Annotated in this window: 25 protein-coding genes; 7 read left to right on the forward strand and 18 right to left on the reverse strand. The window is 70.4% G+C overall.

Annotated features, from left to right (window positions below):
- Nucleotides 1-8: 8 nt before the first annotated feature.
- From BKA18_RS30400 to BKA18_RS30415, 4 genes are all read right to left on the reverse strand, one after another.
- Complete coding sequence (locus BKA18_RS30400) at nt 9-716, reverse strand: alpha/beta hydrolase (RefSeq protein ID WP_366044805.1); 708 nt, start codon at nt 714-716, stop codon at nt 9-11.
- On the reverse strand, nt 713-1,453 hold the full coding sequence (locus BKA18_RS30405) for a 4-carboxy-4-hydroxy-2-oxoadipate aldolase/oxaloacetate decarboxylase (protein WP_429638722.1): 741 nt from the start codon (nt 1,451-1,453) through the stop codon (nt 713-715). Before BKA18_RS30405 ends, BKA18_RS30400 begins: the two co-directional genes overlap by 4 nt.
- The gene (locus BKA18_RS30410; protein WP_366044804.1) at nt 1,450-2,178 is read right to left on the reverse strand and encodes a PIG-L deacetylase family protein; all 729 of its coding nucleotides are present in this window, start codon (nt 2,176-2,178) and stop codon (nt 1,450-1,452) included. Before BKA18_RS30410 ends, BKA18_RS30405 begins: the two co-directional genes overlap by 4 nt.
- Before the next feature lie 1,126 nt (nt 2,179-3,304).
- Complete coding sequence (locus BKA18_RS30415; protein ID WP_366044803.1) at nt 3,305-3,820, reverse strand: winged helix-turn-helix transcriptional regulator; 516 nt, start codon at nt 3,818-3,820, stop codon at nt 3,305-3,307.
- Nucleotides 3,821-3,919: 99 nt separating this feature from the next.
- Between BKA18_RS30415 and BKA18_RS30420 the strand changes: the two genes are divergently transcribed.
- Complete coding sequence (locus BKA18_RS30420; RefSeq protein WP_366044802.1) at nt 3,920-4,702, forward strand: SDR family oxidoreductase; 783 nt, start codon at nt 3,920-3,922, stop codon at nt 4,700-4,702.
- 25 nt (nt 4,703-4,727) lie between these two features.
- Nucleotides 4,728-5,087, forward strand: coding sequence for a nuclear transport factor 2-like protein (locus BKA18_RS30425; RefSeq protein ID WP_366044801.1), 360 nt, complete (start codon nt 4,728-4,730; stop codon nt 5,085-5,087).
- A gap of 140 nt (nt 5,088-5,227) precedes the next feature.
- Here BKA18_RS30425 and BKA18_RS30430 read toward each other — a convergent pair whose 3' ends face one another.
- The 11 genes from BKA18_RS30430 to BKA18_RS30480 are packed head-to-tail and all read right to left on the reverse strand — an operon-like array spanning nt 5,228 to nt 14,910.
- Nucleotides 5,228-5,368: a hypothetical protein gene (locus BKA18_RS30430; RefSeq protein ID WP_429638723.1), complete on the reverse strand. Its 141-nt coding sequence runs from the start codon at nt 5,366-5,368 to the stop codon at nt 5,228-5,230.
- A gap of 43 nt (nt 5,369-5,411) precedes the next feature.
- Complete coding sequence (locus BKA18_RS30435) at nt 5,412-7,157, reverse strand: FAD-dependent oxidoreductase (RefSeq protein WP_366044800.1); 1,746 nt, start codon at nt 7,155-7,157, stop codon at nt 5,412-5,414.
- On the reverse strand, nt 7,157-7,420 hold the full coding sequence (locus BKA18_RS30440; protein ID WP_366044799.1) for a UBP-type zinc finger domain-containing protein: 264 nt from the start codon (nt 7,418-7,420) through the stop codon (nt 7,157-7,159). The genes BKA18_RS30435 and BKA18_RS30440 overlap by 1 nt, the downstream gene beginning before the upstream one ends.
- 28 nt (nt 7,421-7,448) lie before the next feature.
- Nucleotides 7,449-7,892 carry a thioredoxin gene (gene trxA, locus BKA18_RS30445; protein WP_366044870.1) on the reverse strand — a complete coding sequence of 148 codons (444 nt, stop codon included), beginning with the start codon at nt 7,890-7,892 and terminating at the stop codon, nt 7,449-7,451.
- Between the two features lie 5 nt (nt 7,893-7,897).
- Nucleotides 7,898-10,540, reverse strand: a complete 2,643-nt coding sequence (gene clpB, locus BKA18_RS30450) for an ATP-dependent chaperone ClpB (protein WP_366044798.1) — start codon at nt 10,538-10,540, stop codon at nt 7,898-7,900.
- On the reverse strand, nt 10,531-10,941 hold the full coding sequence (locus BKA18_RS30455; protein WP_366044797.1) for a chaperone modulator CbpM: 411 nt from the start codon (nt 10,939-10,941) through the stop codon (nt 10,531-10,533). The genes clpB and BKA18_RS30455 overlap by 10 nt, the downstream gene beginning before the upstream one ends.
- Nucleotides 10,938-11,894 carry a DnaJ C-terminal domain-containing protein gene (locus BKA18_RS30460; RefSeq protein WP_366044796.1) on the reverse strand — a complete coding sequence of 319 codons (957 nt, stop codon included), beginning with the start codon at nt 11,892-11,894 and terminating at the stop codon, nt 10,938-10,940. The genes BKA18_RS30455 and BKA18_RS30460 overlap by 4 nt, the downstream gene beginning before the upstream one ends.
- Before the next feature lie 6 nt (nt 11,895-11,900).
- Nucleotides 11,901-12,416, reverse strand: coding sequence for a nucleotide exchange factor GrpE (locus tag BKA18_RS30465; RefSeq protein ID WP_366044795.1), 516 nt, complete (start codon nt 12,414-12,416; stop codon nt 11,901-11,903).
- 9 nt (nt 12,417-12,425) lie between these two features.
- On the reverse strand, nt 12,426-14,336 hold the full coding sequence (gene dnaK, locus BKA18_RS30470; RefSeq protein ID WP_366044794.1) for a molecular chaperone DnaK: 1,911 nt from the start codon (nt 14,334-14,336) through the stop codon (nt 12,426-12,428).
- Nucleotides 14,337-14,394: 58 nt separating this feature from the next.
- On the reverse strand, nt 14,395-14,592 hold the full coding sequence (locus BKA18_RS30475) for a hypothetical protein (RefSeq protein WP_366044793.1): 198 nt from the start codon (nt 14,590-14,592) through the stop codon (nt 14,395-14,397).
- Between the two features lie 36 nt (nt 14,593-14,628).
- Nucleotides 14,629-14,910, reverse strand: coding sequence for a YflT domain-containing protein (locus BKA18_RS30480; protein ID WP_366044792.1), 282 nt, complete (start codon nt 14,908-14,910; stop codon nt 14,629-14,631).
- Between the two features lie 219 nt (nt 14,911-15,129).
- On the opposite strand from BKA18_RS30480, the gene BKA18_RS30485 reads away from it, so the two are divergent.
- Nucleotides 15,130-16,773 carry a PucR family transcriptional regulator gene (locus BKA18_RS30485; protein WP_366044791.1) on the forward strand — a complete coding sequence of 548 codons (1,644 nt, stop codon included), beginning with the start codon at nt 15,130-15,132 and terminating at the stop codon, nt 16,771-16,773.
- 14 nt (nt 16,774-16,787) lie between these two features.
- On the forward strand, nt 16,788-17,432 hold the full coding sequence (locus tag BKA18_RS30490) for an MEDS domain-containing protein (protein ID WP_366044790.1): 645 nt from the start codon (nt 16,788-16,790) through the stop codon (nt 17,430-17,432).
- A 92-nt stretch (nt 17,433-17,524) separates the two neighbouring features.
- On the opposite strand, the gene BKA18_RS30495 is transcribed toward BKA18_RS30490, so the two are convergent.
- The 3 genes from BKA18_RS30495 to BKA18_RS30505 form a co-directional block, all read right to left on the reverse strand.
- Nucleotides 17,525-19,732, reverse strand: coding sequence for an FUSC family protein (locus tag BKA18_RS30495; protein ID WP_366044789.1), 2,208 nt, complete (start codon nt 19,730-19,732; stop codon nt 17,525-17,527).
- 37 nt (nt 19,733-19,769) lie between these two features.
- A complete protein-coding gene (locus tag BKA18_RS30500; protein WP_366044788.1) occupies nt 19,770-20,114 on the reverse strand; it encodes a hypothetical protein in 345 nt (114 codons plus the stop codon).
- A gap of 276 nt (nt 20,115-20,390) precedes the next feature.
- The gene (locus BKA18_RS30505; protein ID WP_366044787.1) at nt 20,391-20,927 is read right to left on the reverse strand and encodes a phosphate-starvation-inducible PsiE family protein; all 537 of its coding nucleotides are present in this window, start codon (nt 20,925-20,927) and stop codon (nt 20,391-20,393) included.
- A gap of 129 nt (nt 20,928-21,056) precedes the next feature.
- Between BKA18_RS30505 and BKA18_RS30510 the strand changes: the two genes are divergently transcribed.
- The 3 genes from BKA18_RS30510 (at nt 21,057) to BKA18_RS30520 (ending at nt 23,404) form a co-directional block, all read left to right on the forward strand.
- Nucleotides 21,057-21,221, forward strand: coding sequence for a hypothetical protein (locus BKA18_RS30510; RefSeq protein WP_366044786.1), 165 nt, complete (start codon nt 21,057-21,059; stop codon nt 21,219-21,221).
- A 160-nt stretch (nt 21,222-21,381) separates the two neighbouring features.
- Nucleotides 21,382-22,665, forward strand: a complete 1,284-nt coding sequence (pcaDC, locus tag BKA18_RS30515; RefSeq protein ID WP_366044785.1) for a bifunctional 3-oxoadipate enol-lactonase/4-carboxymuconolactone decarboxylase PcaDC — start codon at nt 21,382-21,384, stop codon at nt 22,663-22,665.
- Nucleotides 22,666-22,762: 97 nt separating this feature from the next.
- On the forward strand, nt 22,763-23,404 hold the full coding sequence (locus tag BKA18_RS30520) for an MBL fold metallo-hydrolase (protein WP_006602209.1): 642 nt from the start codon (nt 22,763-22,765) through the stop codon (nt 23,402-23,404).
- Nucleotides 23,405-23,412: the final 8 nt, after the last annotated feature.

Below are 23,412 nucleotides of genomic sequence, written 5' to 3' on the forward strand. Positions count from 1 at the left end.
GGCGCGCATCAGCCCGCTGCGACGTCGAGCAACAGCGCAGCGAGTTCGTCGGGGGCGGTGACCATGGCCTCGTGGCCGGTGGCGACCTCGTGGGTCGGCCAGCCCCGGGCAGCGGCCTTCTTCGCCTGCGGTGTGAACACCCGCATCCAGTCCACGCATTCGATGAACGCGGCCGGGACGTGCTCGCCTCGCCCCGTCAGCCGCAGTGGCTCGGTGTAGGTCAGCCACGGGTGCGGTGTCAGCCGCGGGGTGAGCCAGTCGACGTCTGCCTTCTCGGTGACGCCGAGCTTCTCCAGGGAGCGGACGGGTATCAGCCAGCCGTACCCGGGGCCCGCGACGGACTGGCGGTAGTGGCCGGCGACTGTGGCGGGCAGCAAGTCGATGGCGGCGTCGCCGTCGTCGCCGACAAAGGCGTCGAGATGGATGCGCTTGGCCAGCCGCTCGGGGACACGGTCGGCCACGCCGGTGATCACCTGTCCGCCGTAGCTGTGCCCGACCAGGACGACATCGCGGGCGTCGTGCGTCTGGAGAAGGCCGACGATGTCCTGGACGTGAGTGGACAGCCCGACCTGCGGGTTGAGCAGGTGGGCGCGGCCGGACAGACCCGTCAGGGTGGGGGTGTACACCTCGTGCCCGGCAGCTCGCAGCGCAGGGACCACCCGCTGCCAGACCCAGCCGCCGTGCCAGGCACCATGGACAAGGACGAACGTGCTCATCGGCAATCCTCCGGCTGGGCGCTGTCGTGATCGGGCTCGTCGTCGGCGTCGACGTAGCGCACACCGAGCTGATCGAGCAGCGGTCGCATGTCGTAGATGTCGAGCCCCAACTCCCCCTGACGGAACCGGCGGCGCTTGGCCTCCTCGTTCGCCTCGCGGCGGGCGCTCGCCTCGACGACGGCCTCGCCGTCGGCGAGCGGGATGCACAGCACGCCGTCGTCGTCGGCGAGGATGACGTCACCGGGGTGGACCAGCTGCCCGGCGACCACCACCGGGACGTTCACCGAGCCCGCAACGGCCTTCGCAGTGCCTTGTGCGTGCACCGCGCGGGACCAGACGGGGAAGCCCATCGCGGTGAGGTCGGCGACGTCGCGGACCCCGGCGTCGGTCACCAGGCCGAGGACTCCACGGTGGTGGAGTTGGGTGGCGAACAGTTCCCCGAACATGCCGTCGGTCGACCGCGAGGTGGTGGCGACCACCAACACGTCGCCGGCACGGCACTGCTCGATGGCGGCGTGGATCATCAGGTTGTCGCCCGGGTGCGAGAGCACGGTCACGGCGCGGCCCGCGATGCGCGCGCCGGGATAGATCGGCCGCAGCTCCGGTCCGAGCAACCCCCTTCTGCCGTACGCCTCGTGGGCGGTGGCGACACCGTTTTTGGCCAGGCCTGTCACGACCTCGCCGGACGGTCCCCGGCGCGTGCGGACGATGACGTGCCCGCTGTCCCGCCCGCTCACCGGAGTTCGTCCCCGACGAGGGGGAAGACCCGCTGATACGCCTCGGCCTGCACGATCGACTTCGTGCCGCCGTTGCGGACGGCCTGCACACCGCGGCGCAGACCGAGGTCGGTGTAGTACTGCACGAGGTGTGACTGGGCGCGCATGCACTCCATGGCCTTGCGCTTGCGGTCGAAGACCGGCGTGATGTCCAGCAGCAGGTTCGGCACGAAGCCGCACTGCTCGGGCTGGTGCGGCTCGAATTGCAGTACCTGGGGGGCGCCGATCGGGGCGGTGGTGCGGTCGTGCCCGGCAGCCTGAGCGACCTGCCGGGCAAGCAGCGTGGCCTCGTGTGCGGCGTTGTGGTCGCGGTTGTAGGGGTCGGCGGCGACGTGGGTGAGCAGCACCTCGGGCTGTGCCGTGCGCATCTCGGCGACGATCCGGTCCAGCGCGGCATCATCGATCCGCAGCGGATAGTCGCCCAGGTCGAGGAAGGTGATGGACGCCCCGAGAGCCGCGGCAGCAGCCTCGGCCTCCGCCCGCCGGCCCTCCTTGGCCTGCTCCAGGGTCATGCCCTCCTGCTTCCACAGGCCTTGTGATTCGCCGCGTTCGCCGTAGCTCAGGCATACGATCCGTACGCCATGGCCGCGTTCGGCATACAGGGCCAGCGCGCCGCCGGCGCGCCATACGAAGTCACCGGAGTGGGCGCTGATCACCACAACAGAAGGATGCTTGTCGTCAGCCATTGCTGCTGTCCTGACCTTTCTCGGCGGTCCTGCCGCCGTCGGGGGAAGCGGGATACAAGAGCCTGGGGCCAAGCGCCTGCGCCTGCCCTGAGGCACGCAGATCGCCTTGATGCCGTCGACATCTGCTCGTCCTTGCCGAGGACGGCATCGCGGTGGCCGAGTTCCCTTCGAGGACCTCGGATCCGCAGACGCCCCCCGCTCAGGGACGTCAGAGCGTCAGGGTGTCCTGACCTCGCCCTACCGGCCGCGCAGGCAATCGCCGCAGGACAGGAACCAGCCGGCGTCCTACGGGCGCACCTGGGCGCTCACCGGCAGCGAGGTGTGATCCTCATGCCGACGCCCAAGCACAGACAGGGCGAGGAGTCCGGCACGGAGAAGTACGTACGGCGGCCGCCGATCTAAATCCGCTCGTCGACGTGGCATTGTCGTCCCGACCGCGGAGTGCCGAGCCGGAACGACCACTTCACTCTGGTGCTGAGAGGCAGCTCGGCCGCTTCGTCGCGGAGGGGCCCACCACGTCGACGCCACGTCGAACACCTCCTCCCAGCGCCACTCATGGCCACCGCACGTCCTCGATGGCGACACGTCCGACGCTACAGAGCGCTGTCATCCCAGGTATCTCGCTAATGACCGGACTCGCCCGGAGGCATGTCCCACCGCCTCTACGTCATTCGTCGCGAACCACCGAGAAGCGCCTGCGGATCGAGGGCGCGGAACGGAGGGGCTGGGATCTTGCTCATCGGGAGGCACACGGCAGCGTCCTTGGAGGGCGGACACCGGCGGAGCCTGGTCAACGCGGGGCATGCCGAGCATGACGGTGCGACGGCGGACAGGCCGGTGGCGTGGGCCCGGGATCGGGGAGGTACGAGACGTCGGCGGAGAAGGGCTCCCGGCCGGGCCCAGCCCAGCAGCCGGCCGGCCGGCCGGCAAAGCGGAGCGGAGCGGGCAGGCATGACGGGACTGGGAGGCGATCCGCTCTGTTTCGGAGCTACGAACGGGGGAGGCACCACCGAGGCGTCCGCGCGCGTGCTTGCCGCCGGCGAGCCGGTGTTGCCTGGTCGATCAGGGATGACCTGTGCGTCCCGGCCCTGCTCAAGGCCGTTTTCGGTGCATGTCCGGACCAGCCTTACGCCTCCGCGGGGGTGGCCGGTCGTGTCGCGTAGCGGTGGCGCATGGCGTCGCTGGCGGCGGGGCCTGCGGTGAAGACGTAGGTGGCGCTGTCGTCGAGTCGGCGGCCGGTCTTGGCGTCGACGACGACGGGCTCGACTTCCTCGCCGCTGTGCGCGTCTATGAGGATCATGCTGCGTTCGGCCGATGTGAGGCGGGAGTTGCCCCATGCGGCCAGGGCGACGATCACCGGTCGCAGGGAGTGCCCGAGTTCGGTGAGGACGTACTCGTGGCGCACGGGGTTGCACTGGTAGGGCCGGCGTTCCAGTAGCCCGTCCGCGACGAGGGTCTTCAGCCGGGTGGTGAGCATGCTGGAGGAGATGCCCAGGCTCTCCTGGAACTGGTCGAAGCGGGTGTAGCCGTCAAAGGCATCGTGGAGGATCAGCAGCGTCCACCACTCGCCTACGTGTTCCACCGTCGTAGACAGCGGGCACTCCCGGTCCGACAGCCTGATCCGGCTTGCCACGGTGACCATCCCCTCAGTTACTGCTAAAATCGAAGTTAGTGGGTGCTATTTTAGCAGTAATGACGGGAGCGGTGCCTTCTGCGTCCGCACCCGGGAACGGAGCACACCGTGACCTCCCTCAGCGAATCCCTCGAAGGCCGATGCGCTCTGGTCACCGGCGGCACCAAGGGCGCCGGAGCCGCCATCGCCCGACGTCTCGCCCAGGCCGGCGCAAACGTACTGGTCACCGCCCGCAGCCGCCCTGACGACGTCGAGGAGAAGGCGTTCATCACCGCCGACCTGTCCACCGCCCAGGGCGCAGCCCACGTCGCCGCCGAGGTGGACGCCCGCGTGGGAGGCGTCGACATTCTGGTCAACACCCTCGGCGGGTCCGAGTCGCCGGCCGGAGGGTTCGCAGCGCTCGGCGAGGACGACTGGGCCAGGGAGTTGAACACGAACCTGCTGGCCGCTGTCCGCCTGGACCGCGCACTCCTGCCGCACATGATCGCCACGGGCAAGGGCGTGATCGTGCACGTCACCTCGATCCAGCGCCGCATGCCGCTGTGGAACGGAACCCTGGCCTACGCCGCCGCCAAGGCCGCCCTGACCACCTACAGCAAGGGCCTGGCCAACGAGGTCGCCCCGCACGGCGTCCGCGTCAACACCGTCTCGCCCGGCTTCGTGCAGACCTCGGCCGCCGACAACCTTGTCGCCCGGATCGCCCACGACGCAGACATCACCCAGGAAGCGGCGCTGGGCCGGCTGATGGACTCCCTGGGCGGCATCCCGCTGGGCCGTCCCAACCGGCCTGAGGAAGTCGCCGAGCTCGTCGCCTTCCTCGTCTCCGACCGCGCCTCGGCCATCGTCGGTGCCGAACACGTCATCGACGGCGGCACCACCCCCACCGTCTGAACCTGCCACCACCCCAGGGAGCGTCATGCACGACAACCCGCCCCGAACCAGCACCCCGGACGCCCTGCCCGAGGTGATCACCCGCTACCTGAAAGCGCACCACGCCCACGACACCGCAACCGCAATCACGGCGTTCACCCGCGAAGCCACAGTGATCGACGAGGGCAACACCTACGAGGGCACCGGGGCGATCGGGGAATGGCTCGACCGATCCGCCACCGAATTCGACTACACCATCCACCTCACCGGCGCCCAGCAGACCGACGCCACCCGCTACATCGCCACCCTCCACCTCGAGGGCAACTTCCCCGGCGGGACCATCGATCTGCGCTACCAGTTCACACTCCGCGACGGCCTCATCGAACGCCTCGTCATCGAGCCCTGAGTCCCCACCCACGCCACACGTTGCCGCCACATGCGAGAAGCCCCGCTCGCCCCGGATCGCCGTTCCAGGCCGTTGTGCCCAGCCACTCCGCCACTGGGCCAGCCCCCCAGGTTGGGATCAGCACGTGCACGCCTGCGGAATCAAGTGGCGGCGCCGTCACCCCCGTCCGCCCCTCCCGCCACATAGCGCTCCAGCCAGGACGGGAACTCCGTCAGGTCCGCGAGCACCACCTCGGCACCGGCACGCAGGCAAGCCCCCAGCCGCCCGCCGGCGCGAGCCACGACCCCAGCGCCGCACCGGCCACCAGCAGGAGGACGGCCAACGTCAGGACACCGACTGGCCCGGCACGGACCGAGGCTCGCTCACGCCGGGCCCGCGGACGAGATTGCCTTCCTGGGCCCGGTGTTCATGGACGAGCCGGACGGCTATGGCGCCTTCCCCCGCGGCGGAGGCGACCCGCTTGACGGACCCGCTCCTGACGTCACCCGCGGCGAAGACACCCGGCATCGTGGTCTCCAGCATCAGTGGCCCGCGCCCGAGCGATTCCCAGATGTTCTCGTCGGCCGCTGCCCGGGCGTCGGCGCCGGTGAGCACGAACCCCCGTCGGTCCAGCGCGACCACGTCCTTCAGCCACTCGGTGTGCGGCCGGGCGCCGATGAACACGAACAGGGCGCGGGCCGGCAGTTCGCGACGGTCGCCGGAGGCGTTGTCCTCCACGGTCAACGACTGCAGGGTCCCCTCTCCGTCGACCTGGCGCACTTCGGTGTGGGTCAGCACCTCGACCTTCGGATGGCGTGTCACCTGGTCCGCCAGATAGCGTGACATGTCCTTGCCGAGGTCGCCGCTGCGGACGAGCAGATACACCTCGGGCGCGTATTCGGCGAGGAAGAGCGCTGCCTGGCCTGCGGAGTTGCCCCCGCCGACCACGGCCACGGGGTCCATCCGGCACAGGTTGGCTTCGTGGAGTGTGGCGGCGTAGAAGACGCTGGAGCCTTCCAGCCGGTCGATGCCGGGGATGTCGAGCCTGCGGTAGCGCACTCCCGAGGCCAGGACGATGCTGGCGGCCTGGATCTCGGAGCCGTCCGCGAAGGTGAGGGCGTACCGGCCGTCGCGCGGTTCGAGCGAGGTGACCTCGGCGGGGACGGTGAGCTGTGCGCCGAATTTGCGGGCCTGGAGCACCGAGCGTTCCATGAGTTCGCCACCCGAGATTCCGGACGGGAAGCCCAGATAGTTCTCGATGCGCGAGGAGGTGGCGGCCTGGCCCCCGGTGGCTATGGCGTCGACGGCTACGGTGACGAGGCCGTCGGATGAGCCGTAGACGGCGGCGGCGAGCCCGGCCGGGCCCGCGCCGATCACCACCAGGTCGTATGCACCGTCGCCGTGCGCAGAGGCGGGGAGTCCGATGAGGCGGGCGAGGTCCGCGATGCTGGGATTGCGCAGTACCTGCTCTCCCTTCCACATGACGACCGGGGTCTCGTCCGGACGGATGCCGAACCGGCGCAGCAGCGCCTCGGCTTCCTTGTCCTTCTCCAGGTCGATCCATCGATGTGGTAGCCGGTTGCGGGCGGCGAATTCACGCAGCCGCAGGGTGTGGGGCGAGTAGCACGAGCCCAGGATCCGGAAGCCGGCGCCCAGGCCGATGAGCAGGGACCGGCGGCCGAGGTAGGCGCGCAGAACCAGGTCCCCGAGGGCCGGATCGCGTGCCACCAGGGCCCGCTGGCGCTCCACCGGGACCGCGAGGACCTGGCCGGGCTCGCGTACGACCGCGGTGTCGAACGCCGTCTGGCCTTCGAGCAGACCGAGTTCCCCCAGAAAGCGGCCGGGGCCGTGTACCGCCACGGTGCGTTGGTCGGGACCGCCGTAGTCGTGGACGATCTCGACCATCCCGTTGACGATGGCAAGGAACTCCTCGCACGGTTCGCCCTCGCGGAACAGCACCTCGCCCCGCCGCGTGGGGCGGTACTCGCCGTACTGGGCCAGCGCATCGAGCTGTTCCGGCGTCAGCCGGGGGTAGGCGCCGTGCAGATCGGGGGTTTCGGTGGGTATCGCGTCCGGGCCCGCGGCAGTCATCAGACCACGGCCTCGTGGACGTAACACCAGCGCCAGTTCTCGCCCGGTTCGAGGGGCTGCACGATGGGGTGGCCGACGTTGGCGGCGTGCAGGCGGGCGTGCTTGAGTGGCGAGGAGTCGCAGCATCCGACGTGTCCGCAGGTCAGGCACAGCCTGAGGTGCACCCAGGGAGAGCCGAGGCGCAGGCACTCCTCGCAGCCCCCGGGGGTGCGCGGCGTCACCGGGCGCACGAGCGACAGGTGCCAGTCGCTTTCGGTAGTCATGATCGTCGTCCTTCCTCGGCGGACGGGCTCAGCGGCGACCCGCGATGGTCTCCTCGACCCATTGGCGCAGCACGTGGGCGGGGGCGGCGCCGGCCTGTCGCGCGATCACCTCTCCCTGGTCGAGAAGGAGCAGGGTCGGCACGGCCTGCACCTGGAATCGCTGGGACAGCCTGGGGGCCTGGTCCACATCGACCTTGACGAGTTTGATCTTTCCGGCGAGCTCGCGGGCGACCTGTTCCAGTGCGGGGCTGACCATGCGGCAGGGACCGCACCAGGTGGCCCAGAGGTCGACGAGAACGAGGGGCGCCGCCTTATCGGCGACCTCCGCGAAGTCGTCATCGCCGGCGTCGGCGATCCAGGGCAACGGGGTACCGCAGTTTCCGCATGTGGGGCGCCCGTCCCCCGCTGCCGGCACTCGGTTCTTGCGGCCGCACGACTCACAGACGACCGTCTTGCTCCGGCTCGTTGTCACTGTGCTCACGCAGCCATTCCGTGGTCGGCCTGGGCCGGCCTGTCGTACGTCACCACCAGTTCACCGTTCTGGGCGTCGACCCGGATCGTCGAGCCGTCCTGTACATCGCCGCGGATCAGGGCCCGCCCGACGAGCGTTTCGACCTCGTGCGAGATGAAGCGGCGCAGCGGCCGTGCCCCGTAGACGGGGTCGAAGCCCTGCTGGGCGATGAGCTCGCGGGCCCGCTCGGTGAGTTCGACGGTGATCTGGCGTTCGGCCAGGCGCCGGCGCAGGTCGTTGAACTGCAGCTCGACGATGCGCTTGATCTGGTCCATGCCCAGCGGCTTGAACAGCACGACGTCGTCGACGCGGTTGAGGAACTCGGGGCGGAAGTGGCTTTGCAGTTCGCCCATGACCAGGGCCCGTGCCTCGGGTTTGATCTCGCCCTCGGGGGTCACCGCGTCGAGCAGATGGGCGGATCCGATGTTGGAGGTCATGATGACGACGGTGTTGCGGAAGTCGACGGTGCGGCCCTGGGCGTCGGTGATCCGGCCGTCGTCGAGTACCTGCAGCAAGGTGTTGAAGACATCGGCGTGCGCCTTCTCGACCTCGTCGAACAGGACCACGGAGTAGGGCTTGCGGCGTACCGCCTCGGTGAGCTGGCCGCCCTCCTCGTAGCCGACGTATCCGGGTGGCGCTCCCACCAGTCTGCTGACGGTGTGCCGTTCCTGGTACTCGCTCATGTCGAGGCGGACGATGCTCTCCTCGGTGTCGAACAGTGCCGCGGCCAGCGCCTTGGCCAGTTCGGTCTTTCCGACGCCGGTGGGGCCGAGGAAGATGAACGAGCCGATGGGGCGGCGCGGGTCGCGGATGCCGGAGCGGGCCCGGATGATGGCGTCGGTGACCAGCTTGACGGCCTCGTCCTGGCCAATCACCCGCTCGGTGAGGATCTCGTCGAGCCGCAGCAGCTTCTCCCGCTCGCCTTCCTGCAGCCGGGTCACCGGGATGCCGGTCCAGGCGGCGACGATCTCGGCGATCTCGTCCTCCGTGACGACCTCGCGCAGGAGCCGGGTCTCGCCCTGCTTGGTGGCGAGCGCGTCCTCTTCGGCGGCCAGCCGGCGTTCGAGTTCGGTGAGTGTGCCGTAGCGCAGTTCGGCGGCGCGGTTGAGGTCGTAGGCGCGTTCGGCCTCCTCCGCTTCCTGACGGACCTGTTCCAGTTCCTGACGCAGCTCCTGCACCCGCCGGATGGCCTGGCGTTCGGCCTCCCACTGGGCGTTCATGGCGTCGGCCTCGGCGCGCAGGTCGGACAGTTCGCGCCGGAGCTCCTCCAGCCGCTTGCGGCTGGCGGCGTCGGTCTCCTTCTCCAGGGCCGCATCCTCGATCTCCAGACGGGTCACCCGGCGGGTGATCTCGTCGAGTTCGGCCGGCATGGAGTCGATCTCGGTGCGCAGCCGCGCGCAGGCCTCGTCGACGAGGTCGATGGCCTTGTCCGGCAGGAAGCGGTCGGAGATGTAGCGGTGGCTGAGGGTGGCCGCGGCGACCAGCGCGGTGTCCTGGATCTTCACGCCGTGGAAGACCTCAAGACGTTCGCGCAGGCCGCGGAGGATGGAGACGGTGTCCTCCACGCTCGGCTCGTCCACCAGGACCTGCTGGAAGCGGCGTTCGAGGGCGGCGTCGGACTCGACGTGCTTGCGGTACTCCTCCAGCGTGGTGGCGCCGATCATGTGCAGCTCACCGCGGGCGAGCATCGGCTTGAGCATGTTGCCGGCGTCCATGGCGCCCTCGGCGCCGCCGCCGGCTCCGACGACGGTGTGGAGTTCGTCGACAAAGAGCAGGATGTGCCCCTCGGCGGCCTTGACCTCGCTCAGCACGGCCTGCAGTCGTTCCTCGAACTCACCACGGTATTTGGCGCCCGCCACCAGCGAGCTCATGTCGAGGGAGAAGATGGTCTTCTCGCGTAGCCCCTCGGGGACGTCGCCGCGGACGATCCGCTGTGCCAGGCCCTCCACGATGGCCGTCTTGCCGACGCCCGGATCGCCGATCAGCACGGGGTTGTTCTTCGTCTTGCGGCTGAGGATCTGGGTGACGCGGCGGATCTCCGCGTCCCGGCCGATCACCGGGTCCTTCTTGCCGCTGCGCGCCTCGGCGACCAGATCACGGCCGTACTTCTCCAACGCCTCGTACGCGGCCTCGGGCGTCGCCGAGGTGACCCGCTGGTTGCCGCGGATGCGGGTCAGCGCGGACAGGAAGACGTCCTTGGTGATGCCGTGTTCCTTGAGCAGCCGTCCCGCCGCGGTCCTGGAGCCCTCATCGGCCAGTGCCAGGACGAGGTGCTCCACGGACACATATTCGTCCTTGAGCCGCTTGGCCTCCTGCTCGGCGGTGTCCAGCAGCTTGGCCAGCCGCTGGGTGACGTACACCTGGCCGGGTGTGGCGCCGGGTCCGGTCACCTTCGGTCTGCGTGACAGCTCGCTCATGAGCGAGGCGCGCAACGCCTTGGTGTCGGCGCCCGCTTGGTCGAAGAGCCGCGGCACCAGCCCGTCCGGCTGGTCGAGGAGGGCGAGCAGCAGATGCTCACCGTCGACCTCGGTCTGGTCCATCCGGCCGGCGATCGTCTGCGCTTCCTGAAGGGCTTCCTGGGACTTCTGGGTGAGCCGGTTCATATCCACGATTCATCACTCCTCGAGCCGGCGTTGCTGCGTCTCAACGCGGCCTCCAGCTCGCTGATCCGGTCGAGCAGGTCGAGCACCAGACCGAGGGAGGCGTAGTTGAGGGGGAGTCCGGCCCGTAGCCGTTGGATGCGGGCGAGAGTTGCGGGCGCGCCCGGGTCGAACCACAGCCGGCCGCTGTGGTCGCGGGTGGCGTCGACCAGGCCGAGGGTGACGAACCGCCGGACGAGATCGGGGTGGAGTCCGGAGCGCCGGGCCACGACGTCCAGGCTGAGTCTGTCGACGGGCGCGAGGGCGTAGTTGCGGACAACGACGTTCAGGGGCCGCTGCTTGTCCGGCGCCGTCGGCCGGCGGTGCCCGGCCTCCGGCCCGGCGGCAGCGCGCCGCGGATCATGGGTCATCCTGGCTTCCTCGGGTCGAAGGTGGACACGGCAGCCAGCTCCTCGAAGAGCTCACGCTCCCGGTCGCCGACTTCGGGCGGCACCATGATCCGGACCTCCGCGTAGAGATCTCCGTCGGTGCCACGGGGGTTGGGCATGCCCTCGCCGCGCAGCCGCAGCCGGCGGCCGCTGGACGAGCCCTTGGGAACGGTGACTTTGGCGGTGCCGCCGGGCGTGGGTACCGGTACCGTCGCGCCGAGCGCCGCCTCCCAGGGCGTGACGGGAAGCGCGACGTGGATGTCCCGGCCCTCCAGGCGGAATCGCGTATCGGGCTTGATCCGTACGCGGAGGTACAGATCTCCCGGGGGACCGTCGTCGCTGCCCCTGCCGCCTTCCCCGGCCAGCCGGATGCGCTGTCCGTCGACCACGCCCCGCGGGATGTTGACGTCGTAGGTCCGCTGTCCGCCGGGCCCGGCGAGGGTGATGCTGCGATGGCCGCCGTGGTAGGCCTCCTGGACACCGAGCTGGAGCTCGGCCTCCTGGTCGGCCCCGGGAACCGGGCCCCAGCGTCCGCCGCCTCCGCCGCGGCCGTACATTCCGCCGAACAGGTCCTCGAAGCTGATGCCGGAGGCGTCGAATCCCTCGCCGTAGTCGGTGAACCGGACCCGGCCGCCGCCGGTGGACCGGCCGCGCCCTCGGGCTCCCGCCCCGGCCCCCACGCCCGCGCCCACCCGTTCTTCCCAGTCCTCCGGGATCTGCCGGAAGTCCTCGCCGAAGCGGTCGTAGCGCTTGCGCGTCTTGGGGTCGGACAGCACGCTGTACGCCTCGTTGAGCTCCTTGAAGCGCTCCTCGGCCTGCGGGTCCTTGTTGATGTCGGGGTGGTGTTTGCGGGCCAGCTTGCGGAAGGCCTGCTGTATGTCGTCGGAGCTCGCGTTGCGCTGCACCCCGAGCACGTCGTAGTAGTCCCGTGCCATGGGGCGTCACTCCTGCCGCTTGCTGACCAGGACGGCCGCGGGGCGCAGCTCCCGGCTCCCCTCGCCGTAGCCGGGACGCACCACCTGCACGACGGTGTTCGGCTCGGCATCGGGGTCGTCGACGGTGCCGACGACCTCGTGCCTGGCCGGTTCGAAGGGCACTCCGGTCTCCTCGTAGCGGGGATATCCGAGCCGGCGGAGCACGTCGACGGCCTGGTCGCGTACGGCCTTGACGCCTTCGACCACGGCGGACGGATCGGATCCGGCATGGGTGAGCGCCAGGTCCAGATTGTCGACCACCGGCAGCCAGGCCGCCGCGGTGCGGGCGCGTTCCTCGTTCCGTACGGCGTCCAGTTCCTTGGCGTGGCGCTTGCGGAGGTTGTCGAGGTCCGCGAGGGCCCGGCGCCAGCGGTCCTGGAGTTCATCGAGTTCCGCCGCGTGGTCGACCGCCTCCGGCTGCTCCCGGGCCGGAGCTTCGGCCAGCTCCTCCTGGGGCGTCGTCGGCTCCTGTTCGGTGGACATCGCCGCACCTCAGCTCTTGTCGAATTCGGCGTCGACCACGTCGTCGTCGGATCCGGCAGAGCTGCCCGAAGCACCGCCTGCCCCGGCGTCCGCCGTGGCCCGCTCCTCCGCGGACGGGCCCGCGCCTGCCCGGTGGGAGGCCAGCGAGGCGTGGATCTGCTGGAGTTCGGAGGTCAGCGACCTGACCTTGTCGAGCGGTGCTTCTCCCTTGACGGCTTCCCGGGCGTCGGTGACGAGCATCTCGGCCCGTGCCTTCTCGTGCGCGGGTGCGGCGTCGCCCAGCTCGTTCAGCCGGCGTTCGACCTGGTAGGCAACGGCGTCCAGTTCGTTGCGGGCGTCCACCGCCGCGCGCAGGGCCTGGTCCTCGCCGCGGTGCGCCTCGGCCTCCTGGACCATCCGCTCGACCTCGCTCTGTTCGAGGTTGGAGCCCTCGCTGATGGTGATGCCCTGCTCGGCGCCGGTGTCCTTGTCACGCGCGGTGACGTTCAGGATGCCGTTGGCGTCGACGTCGAAGGTGACCTCGACCTGCGGTTCGCCGCGGGGCGCGGGGCGGATGTCCTTGAGCTGGAAGCGGCCCAGGACGCGGTTGTCCTTCGCGAGCTCGCGCTCTCCTTGCAGGACGACGACGTCGACGGCTTCCTGGTTGTCCTCGGCGGTGGAGAAGGTCTCCGTGCGGCGGACCGGGATGGTGGTGTTCCGCTCGATGATCTTGGTCATGACCCCGCCGCGGGTCTCCACGCCCAGCGACAACGGGATGACGTCGAGCAGCAGGACGTCCTTGACGTCGCCCTTGAGCACTCCGGCCTGGATCGCGGCGCCCATGGCCACGACCTCGTCGGGGTTGACGCTCATGTTCGGGTCCTTGCCACCGGTCAGGCGGCGGACCAGGTTCTGGACGGCGGGGATGCGGGTGGAGCCGCCCACGAGGATGACCTCGTCGATATCGCTCTCGCTGATCTTGGCGTCGGCCATCGCCTGCTTGACCGGTTCCATGGTCCGCTCGACCAGGTCGGAGGTGATCTGCTCGAACGTGGACCGCATGACCGTCTCGGTCAGATGCTTCGGGCCGGCGGCGTCCGCGGTGATGAACGGCAAGCTGACCTGCGTCTGGGTGACCGAGCTGAGTTCGGTCTTGGCCTTCTCCGCGGCCTCGAAAAGCCGTTGCAGGGCCTGCGGGTCGTTCCGCAGGTCGATGCTGTTGTCGCGTTGGAAGTTGTCCGCCAGGTGGTCCACCAGCCGCCGGTCGAAGTCGTCACCGCCCAGGTGGCTGTCGCCCGCGGTGGACCGGACCTCGACCACCCCGTCTCCGACGTCGAGCAGGCTGACGTCGAAGGTGCCGCCGCCCAGGTCGAAGACGAGCACGGTCTCGTGCCCCTTCTTGTCCAGCCCGTAGGCGAGAGCCGCCGCCGTGGGCTCGTTGATGATGCGCAGGACCTCCAGTCCCGCGATGCGCCCCGCGTCCTTTGTCGCGGTGCGCTGGGCGTCGTTGAAGTAGGCGGGGACGGTGATGACGGCTTCCGTCACCTTCTCGCCCAGCTGCTTGGCGGCGTCGTCGGCGAGCTTGCGCAGGACCAGTGCGCTGATCTCCTCGGGCGCGTACAGCTTGCCGCGCACCTCGAAGCGCGCATTGCCGTGGTCGTCGGCGACCACGTCGAAGCCGACGGCCTTCGCCTCGTCCGAGATCTCGTCGTAGCGGCGGCCGATGAAGCGCTTTGCCGAGTAGATGGTTCCCTTGGGGTTGAGGATCGCCTGGCGGCGGGCCAACTGGCCCACGAGCCGCTCGCCCGAGTCGGTGAACGCGACGACCGAAGGCGTCGTGCGGCTGCCCTCGGAGTTCGGGAGAACCGTCGCCTCACCGCCCTCCCACGCGGCGATCACCGAGTTGGTGGTTCCGAGGTCGATGCCGACTGCCTTAGCCATGGGGATACTCCTTCATCGAAAGCCACGGAAGTGTGCGCGCGCCCTGTGCCGCGGGGTCTCACTTCTCGGTGGCGGTGGTGCCGGCCGCCGCGCTCCCGAGCCGGTCGAGCAGCTTGGCGGCCTGATCGGCCACCTCGGCGTACGCCACGACCTCGTACCGGCTCTGCTGCATCGCGCTGACCGAAGCGACGTCGCGGCGCCCGCGCCGCACGCTGTACAGCAGCAGTCCGAGCAGCGCGCCGATCACTGCGCCCAAGATCAGCCCGTAAAGGGCCAGGGCCTGTCCGATGGGTCATGGCCGGGCCCGCGGCGACGACAGCACCGGGTCGAGCCGACTGAGCAGGCCGAAGAGCCAGCCGATCAGTGCACCGGGGAGAGCTCCGGACGCGGCCCCGCTCAGCGCCGCCCTGCCATGACCGACACGGTCGACAGCTTGTTCGACGAGTTGCAGGTCGTGGCCGATGAGGGCGACTCGTTCCACCGGGAATTCCTGGTCGGACAGGTAATCGACGGCGCGTTCCGCCTCCGCGTAGGTGGGGCAGGACGCGATGGGCCGACGATCCTGCTGGCTCATGTCCCCTCCTCCCGGCGGCACGCCACTGCTACTGGTTCGCGGCTGACCGCTTCAGTCTCGCCATCGCACCGACCCGCGGCCTGCGCCCGCGAGGCCGAAATCCGTAGGGAATGTCGGTCTGCCAGGGTGAGCTGATCGAGGCCGACATATCGGACAATATTCGGCGTCGTTGGGTAGTGTGGATCCCGGGCGACCCTTAGAAAGGCCCTTGATCCCACCATGGCCACGACCTCGGGCACGACGGGCCACTCCCCCCGGACCAGCTGGGGCCGCGAGCACCTGGCGAACCTGTACAGCCTTTTCGTGCTCTCGATGATCATGAATGACGCGCCGGACGAGAGCGACGTCCTGACGCGGGCCCTCACTGCCGTTGGCACCCTCGGTCCGTGCCGCGCCGAGGCCGCCTACCTCACGCTCGACAACGGCCCGACCCGCGCACCCGCCGACTGGCCCCACGCCACCCCCCACCTCGATGCCCAGGTCCGGAGACTGGACGGTCGGGGCGGGCCGGTCACGGTGCGGGACCGGGAATGGGGCTGGAGCCTCGCGCTGCGCGGCACGGCGGACGCCATCGGTCACCTGGTGGTCAGCGCACCGTCCCAGCCCACCGATGACGAGTACTTCCTGCTGCGGGTCCTGGCTCAGCAGACCGCGGCGGCCCTGACGCAAGCCATGGCCCGGCGCACGGAACGCGACCGTGAACAGCAATTGGAGCATCAGCGCTCCGTCCACGAGATGCTCAGCGACGCCTCCGCCAAGGACGACGGCGTACAGGGCATCGCCGGGGCCCTCCACAAGCTCACCGGCTACCCGGTCGCCATCGAGGACCGCTTCGGCAATCTGCGGGCCTGGGCGGGCCCGGGCCGCCCCGACCCCTACCCCAAACCCGAGGCGACCCCGCACGAGGAGCTTCTGCAGGATGCGGCCCGCCGACAGCGGCCGGTGCGGGTGGCGGAACAGGTCATCGCGCTGGCCCAGCACCGTGGCGAGGTCCTCGGCACCGTAGCCCTGATCGACCCCGAAGCAGGCGCCGGCGAGGAAGAACGGTTCGCCCTCGATTACGCCAGCACTGCGCTGGCCCTGGAACTGGCCCATCTGCGCAACCTCGCCGAGGTGGAACTGCGGCTACGACGCGAACTCGTGGACGACCTGATCACCGGCACCGACGACGCGAGCGCCTACGCCCGGGCCGCCGCCGTAGGCCATGACCTGCACGGTCCGCACTATCTCGCCGCCGTGCAATGGGCGGGCCGGCCGGCCGACGACACCTTCGTGCAAGCGGTCGGCAGGTCGGCAGCCGGGCTGCGGATGCGGTCACTGCTGGCCAGACGGTCCGGGATGGCCGTCCTCGTACTGCAAGGCCGTCCCCGGGCGAAGGCCCTGCACGAGGCAGTGGGCCGCGAACTCGGCTCGCCCACCGGCTCCATCGGTGTGGGCGGCCGCTGCGACACCCCGAGCGAGATCCCCCGCTCGTTCCAGGAAGCGTTGCGCGCCCTGGAGGTCCGCCAGTGCTCGCAGTCCCCCCACGGCGCCACGACCTTCGACGAACTGGGTCTCTACCGCATCCTGGGGTCGGGCGGCGGCTACCGGGAGGTCGAGCAGTTCGTCCGTGAGTGGCTCGGCCCGCTCCTGGACTATGACGCCGCACACCACTCGGACCTGGTCCGGACCCTCGCCCAGTACTTCGAGTGCGGTGGCAACTACGACGCCACGGCAGCCGCCCTGGCCATCCACCGCAGCACCCTGCGCTACCGGCTCCAGCGCATCCGCGAGGTCAGCGGCAGTGACCTCGGGGACGTCGACAGCCGGCTGAACCTGCACGTCGCCACCCGGGTGTGGAAAGTCCTGGGCGGCTCACCCTGACCAGGAGGCGAGCGATGCACCGGCGGACAGCGGACACTCCCGTGGCCGCTGTCGCTCACCTGGGCGGAGTACCACTGACTCCCGGCGACCACATCTGTGTCCTGTACCGGGGGCGTGCCGAGCGGGACCAGCTCATGACCCCCTTCTTGGCGGAGGGCCTGAGTGCAGGGCACATCTGCCTCCTTTTGGGCACCGAGGGCGACGGCCGTACTTTTCGCGACGTCTTGGCCTCTCACGCCCCCGCGGTGGGCCGGGGCGGCAACAGCCTCCAGATCAGGGGCCCGAAGGAGTATCTGCGGGACGGGACCTTCGACGCAGACCGCGCACTGGCCCGTCTCTCCGCATGGTCGGACGAGATGTTCCCGTCCGACGACGACACCTGCGCCCGGCTCGCCGCCGATATGAGCTGGGCCCAGCCCTTGGTGCAGCCCGCCTTCGTCCAGGACCTGGTCCGGTACGAGATGCACACGACCCGGTGGCTGCGGTCGCATCCCCAGGTGGGGATGTGCATGTACGACCTGGAGATGTTCCACAGTGACCTGATCGTCCCCCTGATCAAGGCCCATCCGAAGGTCTGGCTGAACGGCATGATCATGGAAAATCCGTACGTCCTCGATCCCGATGAGGAGACCGGGCCACCGGCCCCCGGGGAGACCTGACACCGCTCACCGCTCACCGCTCCGGCCGTGCGCACATCCCGCCGTCCGGTTCCGGCACGAAACCCCGGCTGCCGCACGGAACGCGGCGCTGCCTATCCGACGTCCTTGGGCGGCGGAGCCGAGCCGTCACCGCGCCCCCGCCGGAGTTCCTGTTCCTGTTCCTCTTCCGCATCTGCCGCCTCTTCCTCCGGTGCCGGTCGCTCCTGCCGGTTCTCCCGCGCCTCCCGGGCCGACTCGACATCCCGTTCCAGCGGTGTCGTGCCCAGCGCGGCCGTCAGCTCCTCCAGGGCCCCCAGCAAGAGTTCCGCGCCACGCCGCACCACCGGGTCATCACCGTCGTCCGCGCCTTCCCAGGCGTCGAGCGCCGCCGCTACCCGCTCCCATCCCGGGGCCCGCCGCTCGCGTACGTCCCGCGCCGCACGCGCGGTGTCCGCCCGCAGGGCCGCCGCGAACAGTGCGGCTTCCGGGACGGGCCGCACCCCTCGCCCCGGCAGATGGGCCTCCAGAAGCATCGCCGCCCGCCCCATCGACTTGAGCGCCTCATATGCGTCCTGGGCCGCACTGCGGGTCAGCCCACGATGCTTCACCGGCTCTTGCTTGGACCGCTCGAAAGTCTCGTCCCACGCGGCCTCCTTCTTACGGGCGGCAAGCAGTGCCTGCCGCACTTGCGCGCGGTGCCCGCCGCCGGGATCCGCGTAGCTGCCGACCACCGCCGCCGCGTACCGCCCGTTCGCGGCGAGCCAGTCCGCGAGACGGTCCAGCAGCCGCGGGGTCTCCCAGGCCGGGAAGACCACATAGGCCAGCATCGCGAGCGCACCGCCGAGCAGGGTCAGCAGCACTCGGTCCCGCACCGTCTGGTGCCACTCCTCGCCCCCCATCCCGAGCAGGAAGACGACATACGCCGCGGCGAAGGATTGCGAGACCGCGTACCCGGTGCGCATCAGCAGGTACATCAACCCGGCCGATAACACGGCCAGCCCGCCGGACAGATATGCGCCCGGGTGAGCCAACTGCACCACTCCGGTGGCCAGGCCGACGCCGACGAGAGTGCCGGAGAACCGGGCCACGGCACGGGAGTAGGTCTGGTGGAAGTCGGGCCGCAGCACCATGACGGAGGTGATCGGCACCCAGTAGCCGTGGCCCAGCGGAAGCGCATTGCCGAGCAGGTAGCCGAGGCAAGCCACCCCGGCGAGACGTACCGCGTGCCGGAGAACAGCCGAGTCCCAGGCGAGCTCGCGGCGCATCGCACGCAGCACGACCGGCACCATCCGGAACATGGTCGGACGTACCAGTGCCGGGGCGTTCGCCGCGTGGGTGTCGCTGCTGTCCGCGGTCTCCACGACCTCGCGCAGCAGATCGAACAGCCGCACCGCTGCCAGCCGCGCCGGCCCCCGCAGCACCTCGTCCTCCCCGCTCCGGAGGGCTTCCATGGCGTCCGAGGGCGCCCGGACCGGGGTACCGCGGCGGATCGAGTGGGCAGCGGCGTCCAGCACCTCGCCGGCCGCCTTCAGGAGTTCCCGCGCCCGGTCGCGTTCCGGCCCCTCCGCCGGAGCGCCGACCCGGGGGTCGGCGAGGGAGGCGAGGACCGGGCGGATGCGCTCGGCCAGGCCGCGGGGGCCGTGCAACGCGGCGGGCCGCCGGCGCGCCTGCCACGGTGTGACCGCAGCGGCCTCGCGGGCCGTCATCATCGGTTCCGGGGCGAAGGGGGCCACCGGGTCGTGCCGCAGCCGCCGGGCGTAGTCGGCCACGGCGGCGAGGGCGCAGGCGAGCGCATCCCGGTGCGCTCCCCAGCGGCGGATCGGGAACAGCAGGATCAGCGTCGCTTGCGCCACACCGCCGAAGGCGATCACCGCGGCGTGCTCCAGCGCCTGCACCACGGTGGTCGGCAGGGTGACGGTCACCAGCATGATGCCGATCGTGGTGGCCGCGACGATCCCGGCGGTCGAGCCCGCGGCCCAGGCCATTCCGGCGCCGAAGGACCACACGGCGAGCAGCAGGAGGAACGGCACGGGGTGCGCCCCCGCCAGATATCCCAGGAAGGTGCTGAGCGCCAGGCCCGCGCCGGCGGCCAGCGCGAGCACCTTGCGCGGGCGCCAACTCCGCTGGAACGTGGCGGTGCCGGCCGAGAAGGCTCCGAACGCGGCGGACGTGGCATAGGCCGGGGAGACAAGCCACAGCGCGAGCCCGATCACGGTGGCCACTCCGGCCGCGGCGCGCAGTGCGACCAGCGGCTCGAGCCGGGTCCGCTCAATGGTCAGCCCGGAGCGCACGCTCAGCCCCAGCGCCCGCAGCCACGTCACGGCGCCGAGCTTAGGGCGAGGCCGGGGCCGTCCGCCGTCAGCCGCACCGTGCACCCGTCCACGGGACTCGCCGGTTCGGGCGCGCTCGCGACAGCCCGACGAGCATGGCGCCCAGCAGCAACCCCAGCATCAGCTCGGTGTGTTGCGCCCGCTTGATGCGTGGGGGGCGGAACATCGGAACGGCGTTGGCGATGGCCTCCACCCCGGTCAGCGCCGAGCATCCGGCGGAGAACGCCTTGAGCACCAGGAGCACGCCCAGTGCCTCGACGGCGGGGAAGGACTGGGACGTTCCGACCGTGACTGCGGGATGGGCCCGAAACAGCCCCACGACGATGACACCGATCACGCTGACGATGAACAGCACCGCGGGCAGCATCAGCACCCGCGCGCTGTCCGCGATGCCGCGCAGATTGACGACGGTGAGGAGGAACAGTGCGATCAGGCATACGGCCAGAAGATGATCGGAAAGGACGGGAAACGCCGAGGCGAGGCTCGCGGCACCGGCGGCGAGACTGACGGCGACGGGTAACCGCCTGATCCGGCTTCGGAGAGTCTCCGGGGACCTGCACGCCCACCGCGCTGGACGGGTGCGAAGTGGAGGACGACCAGGCACAGGTTCTGGACCTGGCGGACATCCGTAGAGACGGAAGGTGACGGATCAGGACCCGCGCACCGGGGTGGATGACGGCGCCGGCGACGGCGAGCGCCCCGCCTCCTGGAGCGGGAAGTAGTCTCCCGGCCGCGTCGAGCGCCGCCACACGTACGCCGCCGACGCCATCACGAGGATCAGCCCCGCCAGGATCAGCAGTTCGATCCCCGCGACGTTCCACCGGAAGGACTTCTCCGCCTCGGCCGTCACGATGAGCACCTTGCGGATGCCGGCAATCAGGCCGACGACGAGGAACGGCTCCGCGTCGAGGGTCTGGTTTCTGATGGTGAGGCGGACGGTGTGGAGCAGCTCGGCGACGATGAACAGCACAAGGCCGTTGTCCAGGGCGGAGAGAACGACCGCATCCTCGCGGTACGGCCCCTGGAGCGACCTGATGACGTTTTGGACGACCCCGACGGTCAGGAGCCCCGCGAGCAGTACGAGGAGCGCTGCGACGACGAGGTGGATGCCGTCCTCGATGAGCTGCAGGAGGCCCTGTACCCGGCCGCCCTCGATCTTCGGGAGAATGGGTCTCACAGTCGGCATGCTAGGGGTGTGGCAGCCCGAAGGCGCGGCGTGCTGCCGAACGGGTGCCGCCGCCTCGACGGGGCATGCGCGGCAGGCGGACAACGTGACGGCGCCCCTGGTGGTGGACGAGCAGGTCGACGTGTCGACGTGGCCGAAATCGTCGGCACCCGTCTGGGGGACGGTGACTGGGACATCGGCGTCTTCCGGGCAGTGGTGAGATTTGGGATCGTGCAGGGCGTGAGTGAGATGTCGGCGCGCACCCTGCAACGCCGCTTCTCCGGGCCAGAAGACCCGGCCCTGATCACGAGCTAGGCACCGCATCCGTACCCGTGGAGCGATCGTCTACGTTGTCTTCACAGTGAGGCTCTGACCTGCGCAAACCCTGCTTCGGGTGCGGTCGGCGGCCACGTTCCGACGGCTCTTTCTTGACCCGGGTGTAAGGATCGTGTCAAAGAGTCGGTAGCTTGGCCGGGTGAGTGAGAAGACCCTGCAGCACCGGATCGATGGTCCCGACGACGCCCCCGTTCTTGTACTGGGCGCCGCGCTCGGGACCACCTGGCACATGTGGGACCGGCAAATCCCCGAGCTGACCCGCCACTGGCGCGTCATCCGTTTCGACCTGCCCGGACATGGCGGCTCGCCCGCCCACGCGGCGTCCTCCATCGCCGAACTGGCCGACCGGCTGATGGCCACCCTCGATGCCCTGGGCGTGGACCGCTTCGGCTACGCCGGCTGCAACATCGGCGGTGCCATCGGCACCCAGCTGGCGCTCACCCGGCCGCACCAGGTCACCTCGCTGGCGCTGGTCTCCACGTCACCGCGCTACGGAACCGCCGACGCCTGGCGCCAGCGCGGCGTGGTCATCCGCACCAACGGACTCGAACCGATCGCCCGCACCGCGCCCGAGCACTGGTTCACCCAGGACTTCGCCGGTGCCCAGCCCGCCATCGTCGAATGGGCCGTCCAGATGGTGCGGACCACCGACCCCGGCTGCTACATCGCCGCCTGCGAGGCGCTGGCGGCCTTCGACGTACGGTCCTCCCTCGGCCGGGTCGGGGTCCCCACCCTCGTCGTCGTCGGCTCCGAGGACCAGGTCACGCCCACCACCGACGCCCGCAGCCTCGTCGCCGGCATACCCGACGCGAGCCTGGCGCTGGTGCCCGGCACCTCGCACCTCGCACCCGTCGAGCAGCCCTCGGCCGTCACCGAACTCCTCATCCGGCACTTCTCCAGTGCCTGGCACGACAAGCCGGGCCCCGGGGGGCAGGCCGCGATCGGCGCCGCCGCGCCCAAGCCGCAGATCGCGCCCCCGTCGCACCCGCAGACGCCGCCCGCCGCCATAGAGTCCGGCTTCGCCGGGCCGGACCAGGACCGCGGCGCCACCTACGAAGCGGGCATCAAGGTCCGCCGTGAGGTGCTCGGCGACGCCCATGTCGACCGGGTCGAGGCCGCCGCCGACGACTTCACCGGCGAGTTCCACGACTTCCTCACCCGCTACGCCTGGGGCGAGACCTGGACCCGGCCGGGCCTGGACCGCCGCACCCGCAGCATCGTCACGCTCACCGCGCTGGTCGCCCGCGGCCACCACGACGAACTGGCGCTGCACACCCGCGCGGCGCTGCGCAACGGCCTGACCCCGATGGAGATCAAGGAAGTGCTGCTGCACACCGCCGTCTACTGCGGTGTCCCGGCGGCCAACTCCGCCTTCAAGGTCGCCCAGCGGGTGATCCGGGAGGAGACGACACCGGAGGCCTGAGCGAGGCGGCGGTGCGCGGCCGCGGCCCCGCCGACGGGACGCCGCACCGCCCCCCCGTGCGTGCCACCGGGCCGTGCCCCACGGCAAGATGGCAGGCATGGAACTCACGAAGAAGACCCATGCCTGTGTCCGGCTGGAGAAGGACGGGCGGACGCTGGTCATCGACCCGGGTGTGTTCAGCGAGGAGGACGCGGCCGTCGGCGCGGACGCGATCCTGATCACCCATGAGCACCTGGACCACTTCCACGAGGGCCGGCTGCGGGCGGGCATGGAGGCGAATCCGGGAGCCGAGATCTGGACCCTGGCCAGCGTCGCCGAGCAGCTCTCGGCCGCGTTCCCCGGCCGGGTGCACACGGTCGGCGAGGGCGACACCTTCACCGCGGCCGGCTTCGACGTCGAGGTGCACGGTCAGCTGCACGCCGTCATCCACCCCGACATCCCGCGCGTCACCAATGTCGGCTTCCTCCTCGACGGCGGCGCGGTCTTCCACCCCGGCGACGCCCTGACCGTCCCGGAGGACCGCCGCATCGACACCTTGCTGCTGCCCGTGCACGCGCCTTGGAACAAGGTCGCCGAGGTCATCGACTACGTCCGCGCGGTCGCGCCGCGGCGGGCCATCGACATCCACGACAGCCTGCTCCAGGACCACGCCCGCCCGATCTACGACTCCATGATCGACAAGCTGGGCGGCACCGATCACGGCCGGCTCACCCCCGGCAGCGGCACCGCGCTCGGCTGAGGGCCGGA

The sequence above is a fragment of the Streptomyces auratus genome (assembly GCF_050433025.1).
Taxonomy (GTDB): Bacteria; Actinomycetota; Actinomycetes; order Streptomycetales; family Streptomycetaceae; genus Streptomyces; species Streptomyces sioyaensis.

Bases quoted from the DNA above. Each gene is read 5' to 3' on its own strand.
- BKA18_RS30400 (WP_366044805.1), bottom strand. From the start codon at position 716: ATGAGCACGTTCGTCCTTGTCCATGGTGCCTGGCACGGCGGCTGGGTC.
- BKA18_RS30410 (WP_366044804.1), bottom strand. From the start codon at position 2,178: ATGGCTGACGACAAGCATCCTTCTGTTGTGGTGATCAGCGCCCACTCC.
- BKA18_RS30415 (WP_366044803.1), bottom strand. From the start codon at position 3,820: ATGGTCACCGTGGCAAGCCGGATCAGGCTGTCGGACCGGGAGTGCCCG.
- BKA18_RS30425 (WP_366044801.1), top strand. From the start codon at position 4,728: ATGCACGACAACCCGCCCCGAACCAGCACCCCGGACGCCCTGCCCGAG.
- BKA18_RS30435 (WP_366044800.1), bottom strand. From the start codon at position 7,157: ATGACTGCCGCGGGCCCGGACGCGATACCCACCGAAACCCCCGATCTG.
- BKA18_RS30440 (WP_366044799.1), bottom strand. From the start codon at position 7,420: ATGACTACCGAAAGCGACTGGCACCTGTCGCTCGTGCGCCCGGTGACG.
- BKA18_RS30455 (WP_366044797.1), bottom strand. From the start codon at position 10,941: ATGACCCATGATCCGCGGCGCGCTGCCGCCGGGCCGGAGGCCGGGCAC.
- BKA18_RS30460 (WP_366044796.1), bottom strand. From the start codon at position 11,894: ATGGCACGGGACTACTACGACGTGCTCGGGGTGCAGCGCAACGCGAGC.
- BKA18_RS30465 (WP_366044795.1), bottom strand. From the start codon at position 12,416: ATGTCCACCGAACAGGAGCCGACGACGCCCCAGGAGGAGCTGGCCGAA.
- dnaK (WP_366044794.1), bottom strand. From the start codon at position 14,336: ATGGCTAAGGCAGTCGGCATCGACCTCGGAACCACCAACTCGGTGATC.
- BKA18_RS30480 (WP_366044792.1), bottom strand. From the start codon at position 14,910: ATGAGCCAGCAGGATCGTCGGCCCATCGCGTCCTGCCCCACCTACGCG.
- BKA18_RS30485 (WP_366044791.1), top strand. From the start codon at position 15,130: ATGGCCACGACCTCGGGCACGACGGGCCACTCCCCCCGGACCAGCTGG.
- BKA18_RS30490 (WP_366044790.1), top strand. From the start codon at position 16,788: ATGCACCGGCGGACAGCGGACACTCCCGTGGCCGCTGTCGCTCACCTG.
- BKA18_RS30505 (WP_366044787.1), bottom strand. From the start codon at position 20,927: ATGCCGACTGTGAGACCCATTCTCCCGAAGATCGAGGGCGGCCGGGTA.
- BKA18_RS30520 (WP_006602209.1), top strand. From the start codon at position 22,763: ATGGAACTCACGAAGAAGACCCATGCCTGTGTCCGGCTGGAGAAGGAC.